Here is a 16,547-nt window from a genome sequence, read left to right on the forward strand (position 1 = left end):
CGAACTTTGCTCATGAACATTGCCGTATTGCCCGGGGACGGAATCGGGCCCGAGATCATTGCCGAGGCCGTCAAGGTGCTCCAGCGCATTGCGCAGGACGGATTCGACTTCACCTTCGAGTTCGCCCCGGTCGGCGGCGCGGCCTATGCGGCCAGCGGCCATCCGCTGCCCCAGTCGACGCTTGACCTGGCCAAGGCCGCCGATGCCGTGCTGTTCGGCGCGGTGGGCGACTGGAAATACGACACCCTGGAGCGCCACCTGCGCCCCGAGCAGGCCATCCTCGGCCTGCGCAAGAACCTGGGGCTGTTCGCCAATCTGCGCCCGGCCATCCTGTACCCCGAACTGGCCGATGCCTCCAGTCTCAAGCCTGAGGTGGTGTCGGGGCTGGACATCCTGATCGTGCGCGAACTCACCGGCGACATCTACTTCGGCCAGCCGCGCGGCCGCCGCTCCGCGCCCGATGGCGCCTTTGCCGGAGAGCCCGAGGCGTTCGACACCATGCGCTACAGCCGCCCGGAAATCGAGCGCATCGCGCATGTGGCGTTCAAGGCGGCGCAAGGCCGCAGCAAACACCTGACCAGCGTGGACAAGGCCAATGTGCTGGAGACCTTCCAGTTCTGGAAGGAGATCGTCAGCGAGGTCGGCAAACAATATCCCGACGTGCAGCTCGATCACATGTATGTCGACAACGCGGCGATGCAACTGGTCAAGGCGCCGAAAAAGTTCGATGTCATCGTCACCGGCAATCTGTTCGGCGACATCCTCTCCGATGAAGCGTCGATGCTCACCGGCTCGATCGGCATGCTGCCCTCGGCCTCGCTCAACGAAAAAGGGCAGGGCCTGTACGAGCCCAGCCATGGCAGCGCGCCCGACATCGCCGGTCAGGGCATTGCCAATCCGCTGGCCACCATTCTGAGCGCAGCCATGATGCTGCGGCATTCCCTGGGGCTGGCCGAACAGGCAGAGCGCATCGAGGCTGCAGTGCGCAAGGCGCTGGCGCAGGGGTTGCGCACGCCCGACATCCATGCCCCTGGCATGCAGAAGGTCGGCACCGCGCAGATGGGTGATGCGGTGGTGGCGGCGCTGGGCTGAGCGCCGCATTGAAAACACAACGAACGACGGATGGAATGATGGCAACGACTCTGGTGGGTTTGGTGGGATGGCGCGGCATGGTGGGCTCGGTGCTGATGCAGCGCATGCGCGAGGAGGGCGATTTCGACCTGATCGAGCCGCTGTTTTTCAGCACCAGCAACGCCGGCGGCAAGGCCCCGGCGGAAGCGAAAAACGAAACCGTCCTGCGCGACGCGCACGACCTGGAGCAACTGCGGCGCTGCGACATCATCGTCACCGCGCAGGGCGGCGACTACACCACCGCGGTGTTCGACAAGCTACGCGCCTCGGGTTGGAGCGGGCACTGGATCGACGCCGCCTCGACGCTGCGCATGCGCGAGGACTGCGTGATCATCCTCGATCCGGTCAACCGCCCGGTGATCGACGCCGCGCTCTCCAAGGGCGGGCGCAACTGGATCGGCGGCAACTGCACCGTGAGCTGCATGCTCATGGCCGTGGGCGCGTTGTACAAGGCCGGTCTGGTCGAGTGGATGACGAGCATGACCTACCAGGCGGCGTCGGGCGGCGGCGCGCAGCACATGCGCGAATTGCTCACCCAGTTCGGCATCCTCAACGCCGCAGTCAAGCCCCTGCTCGACGACCCGGCGTCTGCCATCCTCGAGATCGACCGCGACGTGCTCGCGGCGCAAAAAGCGCTCGACGCCGTACAGACCCAGCACTTCGGCGTGCCGCTGGCCGGCAGCCTGATTCCTTGGATCGACAAGGATCTGGGCAACGGTGTGTCGCGCGAGGAATGGAAGGGCGGCGCCGAGACCAACAAGATCCTCGGCCAGGGCGCAGGCTTTGGCTCGCACGCGGTGCCGGTCGATGGGTTTTGCGTGCGCATCGGCGCGATGCGCTGCCACAGCCAGGCGCTGACCTTCAAGCTCAAGAAGGATGTACCGCTCGACGAGATCGAAGGCATGATCGCAGCCGACAACGCCTGGGTGCGGGTGGTGCCCAACGAGCGCGAGGCCACCATGCAGCAACTCACTCCGGTTGCCGTGACCGGCACGATGCAGATCCCGGTGGGCCGTCTGCGCAAACTGGCGATGGGCCCGGAGTATCTGGGCGCGTTCACCGTGGGCGACCAGTTGCTGTGGGGCGCTGCCGAACCGCTGCGCCGCATGTTGCGCATTCTGCTCGAGCGCCATTGAACACCCCTGCGGTTCCTTGAGGACTCTGGCATTGCAGCGGTTCTGAAATCGCCGGAATGCCACAGTTGCAGGGCTTGCGCCCGGCTGTCTTCGCGCATCAACTTGTCAGCCTAATTTGTTGATGATATGGTGAAATTTGACGCAATTTATCGCTGCAACCGCAGGGAAATGCGCACATTCGAATTCACCAAAATTGGGGGGCAGCCGACATGCTGCGATTGAACACTCGACGCCTGGCCCTGGCAATCGCCCTGGGCGCAACTGCTGGGCAAGCCTACGCGTTCGGCCTGGGGGGACTCAAGGTGCAATCTGCCTTGGGCCAGCCGCTGAGGGCGGAGATCGACATCACCCAGTTGAGCGCCGATGAGGCCTCGTCGCTGAAAGTCGGCGTTGCGCCGCCGGATGCGTTCCAGGCTGCAAAGCTGCAGTACAGCAGCGCCTTGTCCGGTATCCGCATCAAGCTCGAGCGCAGTCCCGATGGCCGCCCCTATCTGAGCGTCACATCGAGCAGTCCGATCAACGAGCCTTTTCTGGATCTGCTGATCCGCGCGCAGTGGTCGAGCGGACAGATCAGCCGGGATTACACCCTGTTGCTCGATCCGCCCAATTTCCAGGCGGCGCCCAGCACCGCGCAAGTGCCGGTACAGACGCCATCGGCGCAAGCGCCAGCCCCCGCGCCATCGGTCGCCGCTGCTCCGGCCATGCCGCCTGCCCCTGCGCTGCAGATGCCGACAGCGCCCGTGGCCAAATCCAAACCAGGCGGCAGGCCCGCCGCCGTTCAAGGTCAGTACGTGGTCCAGCGCGGCGACACCCTGGGCAAGATCGCCGCCGCGTCGGGGGTCGAAGCCGTTTCGCTCGACCAGATGCTGACCGCGATCTACCGCGCCAACCAATCGGCTTTCATCGACGGAAACATCAACCTGTTGAAGGCCGGTGCGGTGTTGCAGATGCCAAGTGCCGAACAGGCGCAAGGCATTCCCCAGCAGGAAGCGCGGCGTTTCGTGGTCACCCAGAGCGAGAATTTCAACGCCTACCGTCGTCGTCTTGCCGAGATGGGCGGGCAGGCCAAGCCGCAGGCGCAGCAATCGCTGCGCGAGGCCACTGGCAAGGTGCAGGCGCAGGTACAGGAACCTGCCTCTACCGGCGCACAGGCGGAAAGCAAGCTCAAGCTCAGCAAGGCGGAGGTGGCAACCCAGGGCGCGCCCAGCAAGGCGCAGCAGATCGCCGAGCAGAAGCAGGCGGCACTGGATGAACAAAAAATCAAGCAGCTGCAAAAAAATGTCGATGAACTGACCGCCCTGTCCAAACAGGCGCAGACCGTTGCCGCGGCCAAGCCGCAGACTGCTGCACCAACCGTTGCTGCGGTGGCGAGCAAGGCGGCTGCGGCGGTCACGGTGCCTGTGGCGAGTCCTGTTCCGGCGTCTGCGGCCAAGCCTGCTGCGGCGCCGAGCGCGGCTGCTGCAGCATCGGCGGTCAAGGGGGCATCTGCGCCGCATGCGGCCTCTGCTCCCGCGCCAGCCTCGGCGCCTGCCCCGGCGCCCGCAGTCAAGCCCGCAGCGCCCAAGGTCAGCAAGCCGGCCCCCGTCGAGCAGGAAAGCTTCTTCAGCAGTCTGCTGTCCAATCCCTTGCTGCTGCCCGCCGGGGGAGGACTGGTGGTCCTGCTGCTCTTGCTGGCCTGGCTGGCGCAGCGCAAGAAGGCATCCAAGTCGCAGCGCGATGTGTCGGTGTTCGACAGTCGCATGAGCGTGGCCGACAGTTTCTTTGGCGGTACGGGTGGCGAGCGCGTGGATACACGCAACGGCAACATGAGCTCCACCTTCTCCTCCAGCCAGCTCGACACCAACGATGTCGATCCGGTTGCCGAGGCGGACGTTTACCTGGCTTACGGGCGCGATCTGCAGGCCGAGGAAATTCTGAAGGAGGCGGTCAAGGCCAATCCGGACCGTCTGGCCGCGCGCCTCAAGCTGCTCGAAATCTATGCCAAGCGCAAGGATTCGCGCTCGTTTGAAGTGGGCGCGGCCGAGTTGTTCGCGCTCACCCAGGGAGTCGGCGAAGACTGGAAGCGCGCGCAGGATCTCGGGCGCAGTCTCGATCCGGTCAATCCGCTCTATCACAACACGGTGATGCCCAGCACGCTGGGCAACCCGTCCACCATGCCGCAGACCGAGTTCCCGGTAGCCACCCCCACGGCGCTGGCCGCGCTGACGCCGCAGACCTTGCCCAGTACCGAGATGCTGTCCGGGGTGGAAACGGCTGCGGCCAAGCAGTCCCTGCCTGAGCATCTGGATCTCGATTTGAGTTTGCCCGTTGCCGAGCCTGTCCCCGCCGCGGCGCCGAAGGCGGCAGCCCCGCTGTCGGTTCCCACGCTGCCGGAACTCGACACACCGGCTGCTGCGCCCACTGCTGCGCCCAGCTCGAAACAAGCCACAGCGCGATCGGAGAATGAAGATTTCCTGATGTCCGGCGGGCTTGATTTCAACATGCCCTCGGACTTTGGCGCTCCGGCCTCCACGCTGGCCGCTGCAGACACTGGCAAGGTCGCCGAACCGGCCTCGCATGACAACGGCATGGAGTTCGATCTCAGCAGCATTTCCCTGCAGGACGCCGAGCCCAAGGCATCTGCCGAGTCGCACGACACCCTGCCCAAGCTGGAGCCACAGTTCAGCGAATCCAAACCTTCGCTCGACCTGCGTCTGGAACTGGCTGCCGAGAGCATGGCGATTGGCGACACCGAATCGGCGCGCAACCTGCTGGGTGAAGTGATCGCCGAGGGCGATCCGCAACTGAAAAGGCGTGCACAGGACATGCTCGACAAGCTTGGCCGCTGAGTCGTTGCCGCAGCATTCTTTTGATGCGCAGACCCTGCAGGCCGGGCACCGCGTGGTGCTCGGCCTGAGTTACAACGGTTCGTCCTATTGCGGCTGGCAAAGTCAGCCGGGCTCCTGCGGCGTGCAGGATCATCTGGAGCATGCGCTCGCACAATTTCTCGGCTGCGCAACGCGCGTCCACTGTGCGGGGCGCACCGATGCGGGTGTGCATGCGGTCGGTCAGGTGGTGCATTTCGACACGCCCCTGACGCGCGAGGCCTCCTCCTGGGTGCGTGGTGTCAACGCCTTTCTGCCGCGGAACATCGCGGTGCAATGGGCGCGCACCCAGGTCAGTGCGGCTTTCGATGCGCGACGCAGCGCCTGGCAGCGCCGTTACCGCTACGTTCTGCGCAACCATGCCGTGCGTCCCGCGCTCGATCAGGGGCGGGTTGGATGGACGCACCGGCCACTCGACTTGGATCGCCTGCGCGAGGCCGCGCAATGCCTGATCGGCGAGCATGATTTCAGCGCCTTTCGTTCCAGCGAATGCCAGGCACTGAGCCCAGTGAAAACCCTGCATGCGATCGAGATCGCCAAGCTGGGCGACCATGTGGTGTTCGATGTGCGGGCCAACGCCTTTCTGCATCACATGGTGCGCAATCTGGTGGGCAGTCTGCTGGCCGTCGGCAATGGTTCCAAGCCTGTATCCTGGCTTGCGGAGGTGCTTCAAAGCCGCGACCGTGGTCTGGCGGCGCCGACCTTCATGCCCGACGGCCTTTATTTTCTCGGCCCGGATTACCCGGCAGAATTCAACCTTCCCGACCCCCCGCGACAGATCGGCCTGCTTGTGTGATCTCCGATGTCTGACACCCTCCTTCCAACCCGCATGTCGCACCGTACCCGCGTCAAGATTTGCGGCATCACCCGCGTGGAAGACGCGCTGGCTGCCGCGCATGCAGGAGCAGATGCCATCGGCCTGGTGTTCTACCCGCCAAGTCCGCGCCATGTCACGCTGACGCAGGCCCGCGAGATTGTGGCCAGCCTCCCGCCTTTCGTCTCTGTCGTCACCCTGTTCGTGAATGCGGCGCCGCAGTTCGTCGAGGACGTGATCGCCCAGGTGCGCCCGGCGCTGCTGCAGTTCCACGGCGACGAAACCCCGCAGGACTGCACCCGCTATGCATACCCCTACATCCGCGCGGCGCGCATGCGCGAAGGGCTGGATTTGTTAGACTTCGCTGCTCGTTTTTCCACATCACAAGCCCTCGTTCTGGACACGGATCAGCCCGGATACGGCGGCGGCGGCGAGGTCTTCGATTGGTCACGCATTCCCGCAAACGTCGCGCTTCCCCTCGTTTTGTCTGGTGGGTTGCATGCTGCAAATGTGACGCCTGCCATCAGGCGGGTGCGTCCCTGGGCAGTTGACGTCAGTTCTGGCGTCGAAGCGTCCAAGGGCATCAAGAGCGCGCAGCGCATCGCCGAATTTATTGCGGCAGTTCGCGCTGCTGACCTGTAGATTGCGCGCCGGCGGATCATCTTCCCGGCGCCAGACGAGATCCCACCATGTTCACCTATGCCTATCCCGACGCCAGCGGCCACTTCGGCCCCTATGGCGGCAGCTTCATCGCCGAAACCCTGAGCCACGCGCTGGAAGAACTGCAGGTGGCTTACGACCACTACAAGAATGACCCGGCATTCATCGCCGAATACCGTTACGAACTCAAGCATTTTGTCGGACGTCCCAGCCCCATCTATTACGCTGCCCGGCTGAGCGACAAACTGGGCGGCGCGCGCATCTACCTCAAGCGCGAAGACCTCAACCACACCGGCGCGCACAAGATCAACAACACCATCGGCCAGGCCATGCTGGCACGGCGCATGGGCAAGCCACGGGTGATTGCCGAAACCGGCGCGGGGCAGCACGGCGTGGCCACGGCCACCATCGCTGCGCGCTACGGCATGGAGTGCGTGGTGTACATGGGCAGCGAGGACGTCAAGCGCCAGTCGCCCAATGTCTACCGCATGAATCTGCTGGGCGCGCGTGTGGTGCCGGTCGAGTCGGGGAGCAAGACGCTCAAGGACGCGCTCAACGAGGCGCTGCGCGACTGGGTAACCCATGTCGAGAACACCTTCTACATCATCGGCACTGTGGCCGGGCCGCACCCCTATCCGCAGATGGTGCGCGATTTCCAGCGGGTGATCGGTGACGAGTGTCTGGAGCAGATGCCCGAAATGACGGGCCGCCAGCCCGATGCTGTCATTGCCTCGGTCGGCGGCGGCAGCAATGCCATGGGAATTTTCTATCCCTATATTGCGCATGAAAAGGTACGGCTCATCGGGGTCGAGGCCGCAGGCCTGGGGCTGGAGACGGGCAAGCACGCGGCCTCGCTTTCGGCGGGCACGCCCGGTGTGCTGCACGGCAACCGCACCTACCTGCTGCAGGACGCCAACGGCCAGATCATCGAAACCCATTCGGTATCCGCCGGACTCGACTACCCCGGCGTCGGCCCCGAGCATGCCTGGCTCAAAGACCTCGGCCGCGCCGAATATGTGGGTATCACCGACGACGAGGCGCTTGCGGCGTTTCACGAACTCTGTCGGACCGAGGGCATCATTCCGGCGCTGGAATCGAGCCATGCCCTGGCACATGCCATCAAGCTGGCGCCGCAGATGCGCCCCGACCAGACCCTCCTGGTCAATCTGTCCGGACGCGGAGACAAGGACATCAACACCGTGGCCGAGCGCGAGGGGGTGAGTTTCGACACCCTGTTTGCCCGCCAGCCAGGAGTCCAGGCATGAACCGCATCGACCAACGCTTCGCCCAGCTCCGCGCGCAGGGCCGCAAGGCGCTCATTCCGTATATCGCCGCAGGCGATCCCTCCGCTGCTGTCACGGTCGACCTGATGCACGCCCTGGTGCAGGGCGGTGCCGATGTGATCGAACTCGGGGTGCCGTTTTCCGATCCGATGGCCGATGGCCCGGTGATCCAGCGCGCCACCGAGCGGGCCATTGCGCGGGGCATCGGTCTGCCGCAGGTGCTCGATTTCGTGCGGGAGTTTCGCCGGACGGATGCGGTGACCCCGGTCGTGCTGATGGGCTACGCCAACCCGGTGGAGCGCTACGGCGTGGATGCCTTCGTCGCTGCGGCCAAGACTGTGGGGGTCGACGGCGTGCTCATCGTCGACTACCCGCCTGCGGAGAGCGAGGCGTTCGCCGCCGCGCTCAGGGCGGTGGACATCGCCCCCATTTTCCTGCTCGCCCCCACCAGCACGGAGGCACGCATGGCGGATGTGGGCCGTATCGCCAGCGGCTATGTGTACTACGTCTCGCTCAAGGGCGTGACGGGCGCCGGCCACCTCGACACGTCGGCCGTTGCCGCCATGCTGCCGCGCATCCGTGCCCATGTGCAGGTGCCCGTGGGAGTAGGATTTGGCATCCGCGATGCGCAGACCGCGCGTGCGATCGGCGAACTGGCCGACGCCGTGGTCATCGGCTCGCGACTGATCGAACTGATGGAGGCGCAACCCGCAGAGCACGCTGCGACTGTTGCGCGCGGTTTCATCCAAGACATTCGCCAGGCGCTGGACGCCTGAGGAGAAACAGGCATGAGTTGGCTCGAAAAGCTCCTTCCCCCCAAGATTCAACAGACCAGCCCCCAGGACCGGCGCCAGGTGCCCGAGGGACTGTGGGTCAAGTGCCCATCGTGCGAAACCGTGCTGTACAAATCGGATCTGGAACTCAACCAGAACGTCTGCCCGAAGTGCAGCCACCACATGCGCATCGGCGCCCGGGCGCGGCTCGACGCGCTGCTCGACCCGGAAGGCCGGTTTGAGATCGGCCAGGAAGTGCTGCCCGTCGATCCCCTGAAGTTCAAGGACAGCCGCAAGTATCCAGACCGTCTCAAGGAAGCACTGGAAAACACCCAGGAGACCGATGCGCTGGTGGTCATGGGTGGCGCCATTCAGACTCTGCCGGTGGTCGTGGCCTGCTTCGAATTCGAGTTCATGGGCGGGTCGATGGGCTCGGTGGTGGGCGAGCGTTTCGTGCGCGGCGTGCAGGCGGCCATCGAGCAGAAGGTGCCGTTCATCTGCTTCACCGCCACGGGCGGGGCGCGCATGCAGGAGGGGCTGCTCAGCCTGATGCAGATGGCCAAGACCAACGCCGCGCTCACCCGGCTGTCGGCTGCCGGATTGCCCTTCATCAGTGTGCTCACCGATCCGACCATGGGCGGGGTGTCCGCCAGCTTTGCCTTCATCGGCGACGTGGTGCTCGCCGAACCCAAGGCGCTGATCGGCTTCGCGGGGCCACGCGTGATCGAAAACACCGTACGCGAAAAGCTGCCCGAGGGCTTCCAGCGCGCCGAGTTCCTGCTGCAGAAAGGTGCGGTCGACCGCATCGTCGATCGCCGCGAGCTGCGCGCCGAGCTGGCGCAGATGCTGGCCATCCTGCTGCGACAGCCTGCCGAGGCCATCGCTTCCTGATCCTTTTTCAGTACGCCGTGCGCCAGCCAGCTGGCGGCGGCTCTGCTGCATGTCCTCCACACCTCATACTCTGGACGGCTGGCTGGCCCATGCCGAAACCTTGCATGCCCGCGCCATCGATCTGGGATTGGAGCGGGTGCGCGCGGTGAGCGCCGCCATGGGGCTGCGCTTTGCCTGTCCGGTGATCACCGTGGCGGGAACCAATGGCAAGGGTTCGACCGTGGCCATGCTCGAATCCATTCTGCTCGCCGCCGGCTACCGGGTGGGGGCATACACCTCGCCGCATCTGGTGCATTTCGAGGAACGCTGTCGCATCGGCGGCCGTCCGGTCGATGCGCAGGCCTTGCTGCCGCATTTTGCCGCGGTCGAGCAGGCGCGCCATGCCGCAGGGCAGGGAGTGGCGGTGAGCCTGAGCTATTTCGAGTTCACCACCCTGGCGATCCTGTCGCTGCTGGCGGCGCAGCAGCTCGACGCAGTGCTCCTCGAAGTCGGTCTGGGCGGACGGCTGGATGCGGTGAATGTGATCGACACCGACTGCGCCATCCTCACCAGCATCGACCTCGACCACATGGAGTTTCTGGGGCCGGACCGCGAGTCCATCGGGCGTGAGAAAGCGGGCATCATGCGTCCCGGCAAACCAGCCATCGTCAGCGATCCGCAAGCACCGCAGTCGGTGCGCGACCATGCGCAGGCCATCGGTGCCGATCTGCGGCTGGCCGGGCGCGACTTTCACTACACCCATCTGCCGCAGCAGTGGGGCTGGCAGGGCCGCGCGCAACGACGACACAGCCTGGCGTTTCCGGCGCTGCGCGGCGCCAATCAACTGCTCAACGCCAGCGGCGTGCTCGCCGCGCTGGAAGCGCTGCAGGCGGTGCTGCCCGTGGCGGCGCAGGCGGTGCGCGAGGGGTTTGCGCGGGCGGAGCTTCCCGGACGCTTTCAGGTGCTGGCGGGCCAACCGACCCTGGTGCTCGATGTCGGTCACAATCCGCATGCCATTGCCGTACTGGCCGAAAACCTCGACAGCATGGGCTACTTTCCGGTCACCCATGCGGTATTCGGCGCCATGGCAGACAAGGACATCGCGGGCATGCTGCGGCGCATGCTGTCTCTGGTCGACGTCTGGCATCTGTGCGACCTGCCGACACCGCGCGCCGCGCAGGCGCAGCAGATTGCCGCGCACCTGCGCGCGCTGCAGCCGGCCGCCCGCATTCACACCCATGCCAGCCCGCTGGAGGCGCTGCGCGCAGCGGCGGCAGCAGTGGATCTGGCCGATAGAATCGTGGTGTTCGGCTCCTTCTACACCGTGGGTGGTGTGATGCAGGAGGGGCTGCCCCGCCTTCATGGCAAGCATCTGGGCCCTTCCCCGCAATGACTTTCGGCGCACCACGCAACTCTGCCCGTCGCTCCAACCGGGGCGACGCTTCGGACACCCAAAGCCAGGACAGCCTGCGCGCCCGCGCCCGCCGGCGGCTGATCGGCGCGGTGGCGCTGGTGCTGCTGGGGGTGATCGTGTTCCCGCTGGTGTTCGACTCCAAACCCAGGCCAGTGCCGTCGACCATCGCGCTCGACATTCCTTCGCAGAGCAAGGCGCCGGGTCTGTCCGTCCCGGCGTCCGCGCCCATGCTCGCTGCAGCGTCGGCTGTCGCGGTGCCCTCTGGCGAACGCGCCGCAGTGACCCAGCCAGCCAGCACTCCAGCCGTGGCGCCCAAGCCCGCGTCATCTACGGCAGGTGGCGTGGTGGCGCCCAAACCCGTGCCGGTGGCACCAGTTGCTTCGGTGGCACCGGCTGCACCCGTCGCGGAAGCCCCTCCAAAGCCGACCGTGAAGCCTGAAACGCCCCCGCCCGTGGCGAAGCCTGCTCCGGCACCGAAGCCGCAGCCCGCGCCACAGCAAACCAGGGAACTGGCCAGTGCGCGCCAGGCGCTGGCTGCGCTGGAGGGCAAGTCGCCCGATCAGATTTCGGTTGCGCAGGCCGAGGCGGCCCTGGCACACAACAAGCAGTCGTCACAGCAGGACGCGGCGCCGTCGAATGCGCGGTTTGTGGTGCAGGCCGGGGCGTTTGCCGACGCCCATGCCGCGCAGACCGTGCGCAACAAAATCGAGAAGGCAGGATTCAAAACCTACACGCAGGTGGTCGATACGCCGCAGGGCAAGCGGGTGCGGGTGCGGGTTGGCCCCTTTGCCTCGCGCGAGGATGCCGAACGCGCCTTGCACAGGCTCCAGGCGCTTGGCCTTGGCGGTGCGGTGTTGACGTTGTGAGCCCGCTGGATTGGTTTCTGCTCGTGGTGGTGGGCTTGAGTGTGCTGATCAGCCTGTTGCGCGGGGCGGTGTATGAAATTGTCACGCTGCTGGGCTGGATCGGCGGCGTGTGGTTCTCGGCGCATTTTGCGCCTGCCGTCGGTGCAAGGTATCTGCAGGCCATCGACAATGCCGAGATGCGACTGCTGGCCGCGTATGCGATGTGTTTCGTCGTGGTGGTGCTGAGCGCGGGAATTCTCGCGTCCTTGCTGAGGTTGTTGCTCCGAGCCTCGGGACTGGGTGTTTTCGACCGCAGCATGGGCGCGCTGATCGGTCTGGTCAAGGGCGTGGCGTTGTCGCTGCTGCTGGTGGCGCTGGCGGCGCAGACCGCGCTGGCGCAAAGCGCCATGTGGAAAGGCGCCGTGCTGATTCCCCCGGCGCAATCCCTGTTGCTGGCCATTCGTCCCTGGTTGCCCGCGGCTTTTGTCAGCCACCTGCCGCAGCGTTGAAATTCGCCCTGTTCCTGTTCCCTGAAAGACCACTCCCATGTGCGGTATCGTCGGCGTCATCTCCCAGCAACCCGTGAACCAGCTCCTGTACGACGCGCTGCTGCTGCTGCAGCATCGCGGCCAGGACGCGGCGGGCATTGTCACCGGGTCGGGTTCCAAGCTGTACATGCACAAGGCGCGCGGCATGGTGCGTGATGTGTTCCGCACCCGCAACATGCGCTCGCTGCCGGGCAATTACGGCATCGGTCAGGTGCGCTACCCCACCGCGGGCAATGCAGACAGCGAGGAAGAGGCGCAGCCGTTCTACGTCAATGCGCCGTTCGGTGTGGTGCTGGCACACAACGGCAATCTGATCAATGCGGTGGCGCTGAAAAAGGAGCTGTTCACGGTGGATCACCGCCACATCAACACCGAGTCGGATACCGAGGTGCTGATCAATGTACTGGCGCACGAACTGGAGCGCCGCACGCATGGACTGCCCCTGTCGGTTGCCGACATTTTTGCCGCAGTGCGCGCGGTACACCTGCGGCTGCGCGGCTCTTACGCGGTGGTGGCGCTGATTGCAGGGCATGGACTGCTGGCGTTCCGCGACCCGTACGGCATCCGCCCGCTGTGCTTCGGCACATCAGCCGACGGTGAGGAAATCATGGTGGCGAGCGAGTCGGTGGCGCTCGAAGGCGCTGGCTACAGGTTCGAGCGCGACATCGCCCCCGGCGAAGCGATCTTCATCGATCTGCAAGGTCGTCTGCAGTCCGAGCAATGCGCCGATGCGCAGCAACTCAACCCCTGCATCTTCGAGTTCGTCTATCTGGCCCGACCAGACTCGGTGCTCGACGGCGTATCGGTGTACCGCGCACGCCTGCGCATGGGGGAAACGCTGGCACAGCGCGTGATCTCGGTGCTGCCGCCCAGCGAAATCGACGTGGTCATTCCCATCCCGGAATCCAGCCGTCCGTCGGCAATGCAACTGGCGCACAAAATCGGCCGACCGTACCGCGAGGGGTTCGTGAAAAACCGCTATGTCGGCCGCACCTTCATCATGCCCGGGCAGGCTGTGCGCAAGAAGTCGGTGCGGCAAAAGCTCAACGCCATCGGTCAGGAGTTTGCCGGCCGCAATGTGCTGCTGGTGGATGACTCCATCGTGCGCGGCACCACCTCGCGCGAAATCGTGCAGATGGCGCGCGAGGCCGGCGCGCGCAAGGTCTATCTGGCCTCGGCCGCGCCGCCGGTGCGTTATCCGAACATCTACGGCATCGACATGCCCACCGCGTCCGAGCTGGTTGCGCACAACCGCAGCGTGGAGGACATCCGCCAGATCATCGGCGCCGACGTGCTGATCTACCAGGACCTCGATGCCATGAAGCGGGTGATCCGTGAGATCAATCCGGCCATCGCGGAATTCGAGGCTTCTTGCTTTGACGGCTGCTACATCGCCGGAACCCTGCCACAGGACGAAGGCCGCCAGCGCTGCGCAGACGACATCGCACCCAATTCCGGCCGCCTCAGTCTGCAAGGCGCCCAGGATCAGGGACAGGCGACATGAACCTTCAGGACGACGTCCCTCCGCTGGGCCTGGACACTCTGGCAGTACGCGAAGCGCTGCCGCCCTCGCAGTACGGCGAGAACAGCGAGGCGCTGTTTCTCACCAGCAGCTTCGTTCATCCCGACGCTGCCACGGCCGCAGCGCGCTTTGCCGGCGAGCAGGACGGATTCGTCTATTCGCGGTTTTCCAATCCCACCGTGTCCAGCTACGAGCAGCGGCTGGCCGCGCTCGAGGGTGCCCAAGCCTGCATGGCCACCGGCAGCGGCATGGCGGCCATTCTGCTTCTGGCCATGGCCACGCTCAAAGCGGGCGATCATGTGGTCTGCTCGCAAGGCGTGTTTGGTTCCACCATCAACCTGTTCGGACGCGAGCTGGCGCGCTTCGGCATCGACACTACCTTCGTGTCGCAGACCGATGTGGCGCAGTGGGCCGCGGCATTGCGCCCCAACACCCGGATGCTGTTTGCCGAAACGCCGTCCAACCCGCTGACCGAGGTGTGCGACATTGCCGCGTTGGCCGATCTGGCGCATGGTGCGGGTGCGCATCTGGTGGTGGACAACTGTTTCTGTTCGCCCGCGCTGCAGCGTCCACTCACGCTCGGCGCCGACTGGGTGATTCACTCCGGCACCAAATATCTCGACGGCCAGGGCCGCGTGATCGCCGGTGCGGTGTGCGGCCGCGCCGCGCCCATCCACGACAAGCTGCTGCCGGTGCAGCGAACCGTGGGCATGTCGCTGTCACCCTTCAACGCCTGGGTGGTGCTCAAGGGCATGGAGACCCTGGGCGTGCGCATGGCAGCACACAGCGCGGCGGCGCTGGCGATGGCGCAGTGGCTGGAGGCGCACCCGGCGGTTGCGCGGGTGTTCTATCCGGGGCTGGCCTCGCATCCACAGCATGCGCTGGCGATGCGTCAGCAAAAGACCGGCGGTGCGGTGCTGTCGTTCGAGTTGAAGGCCGCAGATGCCCAGCAGGCGCGGGCGCGGGCGTTTCATGTGATCGATCAGACCCGTATCTGCTCCATCACCGCCAACCTCGGCGATACCAAGACCACCATCACCCATCCGTCCACCACCACGCACGGCCGCTTGCGGGAAGATCAGCGACAGGCTGCCGGCATTGGCCAGGGATTGATCCGTCTGGCGGTCGGGCTGGAAGATCTGGCCGACCTCAAGCGGGATCTGGCCCGTGGTCTGGATACCATGATCTGATCCCCGTTTTTCTCGATCGATTGCCGCAAAGGCGCTTGAACCGTTCTCCCATGTCCACGTCATCCCCCCGCGTCCGCACGCGCTTCGCACCCAGCCCGACCGGCTTCATTCACCTCGGCAATATCCGCTCCGCGTTGTACCCGTGGGCATTCGCGCGACATCACGGTGGAGACTTCATCCTGCGCATCGAAGACACCGATACCGAGCGCTCCTCGGAAGAAGCGGTGCAGGTCATCCTGCAGGCCATGGACTGGCTTGGCCTCGACTATGACGAAGGCCCGTACTACCAGATGCAGCGCATGCCGCGTTATCGCGAAGTGCTCGAGCAGTTGCGACAATCCGGCATGGTCTATCCCTGCTACATGTCGACGGCAGAACTCGATGCACTGCGCGAGCGGCAGCTCGCCGCCAAGCAGAAGCCGCGCTACGACGGGACCTGGCGGCCCGAACCTGGCAAGACCCTGCCGCCGGTTCCCGAAGGCGTGCAGCCGGTCTGGCGATTCAAGACCCCGACCTCGGGCGTGGTCGCCTGGCACGATTTTGTCAAAGGTCGCGTCGAAATCCGCAACGACGAACTTGACGATCTGATCGTGGCGCGCCCCGACGGCACGCCCACCTACAACTTCTGCGTGGTGGTGGACGACATCGACATGGCCATCACCGACGTGATTCGCGGCGACGACCATGTCAACAACACCCCGCGCCAGCTCCACATATTCCAGGCACTGGGCGCCAAGCCGCCGCGCTATGCTCACCTGCCCACGGTGCTCAACGATCAGGGCGAAAAGCTGTCCAAGCGCAATGGCGCCAAGAGCGTGCTGCAGTACCGCGAGGAAGGCTATTTGCCGGACGCCGTGGTCAATTACCTGGCCCGGCTGGGCTGGTCGCATGGCGATGCAGAAATCTTTTCGCGGGAACAGTTTCTCGAGTGGTTCGACCTCGACCACCTTGGCAGTTCTCCCGCGCAGTTTGACGAAGCCAAGCTGCGCTGGGTCAACGCGCATTACATCAAGCACACACCGCCTGAAGAACTGGCCGCGTTGGTGCGTCCCTTGCTGAACAAGGATGGCATCACCGCTGAGTCCCCCGATCTGGCCGCTGTCTGCGCCCTGCTGCGCGACCGTGCCCAGACCATTCCCGAACTCGCGCAGCAAGCCCTGCTGTTCTATTGCCCCACCGCCCCTGACGCTGCTGCACTGGCGCAGCACATTGGCGCGCAGCCAAGAGAAGCGGTCATGGAACTGCGGGCGCAACTGGCGGCCTTGCCAGAGTGGACGCGCGAATCCATCAGTGCGACATTCAAGGCGGTGCTCAAACAACATGGCCTCAAAATGCCCCAGGTTGCCATGCCTGTGCGCTTGATGGTGACGGGGCGCGAGCAGACCCCGGCGGTCGATGCCGTGCTGGCGCTGCTGGGCCGAGATGTCGTGCTTCAGCGCATTGACGCCGGCCTGCAGTGAACTTTCGTTCCCGCGCAATGGGCGATGGAGCATACTT

The 16,547-nt window shown here is 65.2% G+C and carries 14 protein-coding genes; all 14 read left to right on the forward strand.

The annotated features are described in order from the left end of the window. The first annotated feature begins 12 nt into the window (after positions 1-12). The 14 genes from leuB (at position 13) to gltX (ending at position 16,510) form a co-directional block, all read left to right on the forward strand. A complete protein-coding gene (gene leuB, locus AC1ZQA_RS04590; protein WP_482678641.1) occupies positions 13-1,092 on the forward strand; it encodes a 3-isopropylmalate dehydrogenase in 1,080 nt (359 codons plus the stop codon). Between the two features lie 38 nt (positions 1,093-1,130). Next, complete coding sequence (asd, locus tag AC1ZQA_RS04595; protein ID WP_482678642.1) at positions 1,131-2,267, forward strand: aspartate-semialdehyde dehydrogenase; 1,137 nt, start codon at positions 1,131-1,133, stop codon at positions 2,265-2,267. Positions 2,268-2,476: 209 nt separating this feature from the next. Continuing rightward, positions 2,477-5,095: a motility hub landmark protein FimV gene (locus AC1ZQA_RS04600; RefSeq protein WP_482678643.1), complete on the forward strand. Its 2,619-nt coding sequence runs from the start codon at positions 2,477-2,479 to the stop codon at positions 5,093-5,095. Positions 5,096-5,099: 4 nt separating this feature from the next. Then, positions 5,100-5,927: a tRNA pseudouridine(38-40) synthase TruA gene (truA, locus tag AC1ZQA_RS04605; RefSeq protein WP_482678644.1), complete on the forward strand. Its 828-nt coding sequence runs from the start codon at positions 5,100-5,102 to the stop codon at positions 5,925-5,927. Between the two features lie 6 nt (positions 5,928-5,933). After that, positions 5,934-6,587 (forward strand): phosphoribosylanthranilate isomerase, encoded by a 654-nt coding sequence (locus AC1ZQA_RS04610; RefSeq protein ID WP_482678645.1) that lies wholly within the window; start codon positions 5,934-5,936, stop codon positions 6,585-6,587. Between the two features lie 47 nt (positions 6,588-6,634). Continuing rightward, a complete protein-coding gene (trpB, locus tag AC1ZQA_RS04615) occupies positions 6,635-7,870 on the forward strand; it encodes a tryptophan synthase subunit beta (protein ID WP_482678646.1) in 1,236 nt (411 codons plus the stop codon). After that, complete coding sequence (gene trpA / locus AC1ZQA_RS04620) at positions 7,867-8,664, forward strand: tryptophan synthase subunit alpha (RefSeq protein ID WP_482678647.1); 798 nt, start codon at positions 7,867-7,869, stop codon at positions 8,662-8,664. The genes trpB and trpA overlap by 4 nt, the downstream gene beginning before the upstream one ends. A 12-nt stretch (positions 8,665-8,676) precedes the next feature. After that, entirely contained in the window at positions 8,677-9,552 is an 876-nt protein-coding gene (accD, locus tag AC1ZQA_RS04625) for an acetyl-CoA carboxylase, carboxyltransferase subunit beta (protein ID WP_482678648.1), read from the forward strand. Positions 9,553-9,601: 49 nt separating this feature from the next. Then, positions 9,602-10,924 carry a bifunctional tetrahydrofolate synthase/dihydrofolate synthase gene (gene folC, locus AC1ZQA_RS04630; RefSeq protein WP_482678649.1) on the forward strand — a complete coding sequence of 441 codons (1,323 nt, stop codon included), beginning with the start codon at positions 9,602-9,604 and terminating at the stop codon, positions 10,922-10,924. After that, on the forward strand, positions 10,921-11,811 hold the full coding sequence (locus AC1ZQA_RS04635) for an SPOR domain-containing protein (RefSeq protein WP_482678650.1): 891 nt from the start codon (positions 10,921-10,923) through the stop codon (positions 11,809-11,811). Before folC ends, AC1ZQA_RS04635 begins: the two co-directional genes overlap by 4 nt. Next, positions 11,808-12,299 (forward strand): CvpA family protein, encoded by a 492-nt coding sequence (locus AC1ZQA_RS04640; RefSeq protein WP_482678651.1) that lies wholly within the window; start codon positions 11,808-11,810, stop codon positions 12,297-12,299. The genes AC1ZQA_RS04635 and AC1ZQA_RS04640 overlap by 4 nt, the downstream gene beginning before the upstream one ends. A 37-nt stretch (positions 12,300-12,336) precedes the next feature. Then, the gene (gene purF, locus AC1ZQA_RS04645; RefSeq protein ID WP_482678652.1) at positions 12,337-13,842 is read left to right on the forward strand and encodes an amidophosphoribosyltransferase; all 1,506 of its coding nucleotides are present in this window, start codon (positions 12,337-12,339) and stop codon (positions 13,840-13,842) included. Continuing rightward, positions 13,839-15,050, forward strand: coding sequence for an O-succinylhomoserine sulfhydrylase (locus tag AC1ZQA_RS04650; protein WP_482678653.1), 1,212 nt, complete (start codon positions 13,839-13,841; stop codon positions 15,048-15,050). The genes purF and AC1ZQA_RS04650 overlap by 4 nt, the downstream gene beginning before the upstream one ends. A gap of 50 nt (positions 15,051-15,100) precedes the next feature. Continuing rightward, positions 15,101-16,510 carry a glutamate--tRNA ligase gene (gene gltX / locus AC1ZQA_RS04655; protein ID WP_482678654.1) on the forward strand — a complete coding sequence of 470 codons (1,410 nt, stop codon included), beginning with the start codon at positions 15,101-15,103 and terminating at the stop codon, positions 16,508-16,510. Positions 16,511-16,547: the final 37 nt, after the last annotated feature.

This window comes from Thiomonas sp. DCM-2 (genome assembly GCF_056820905.1).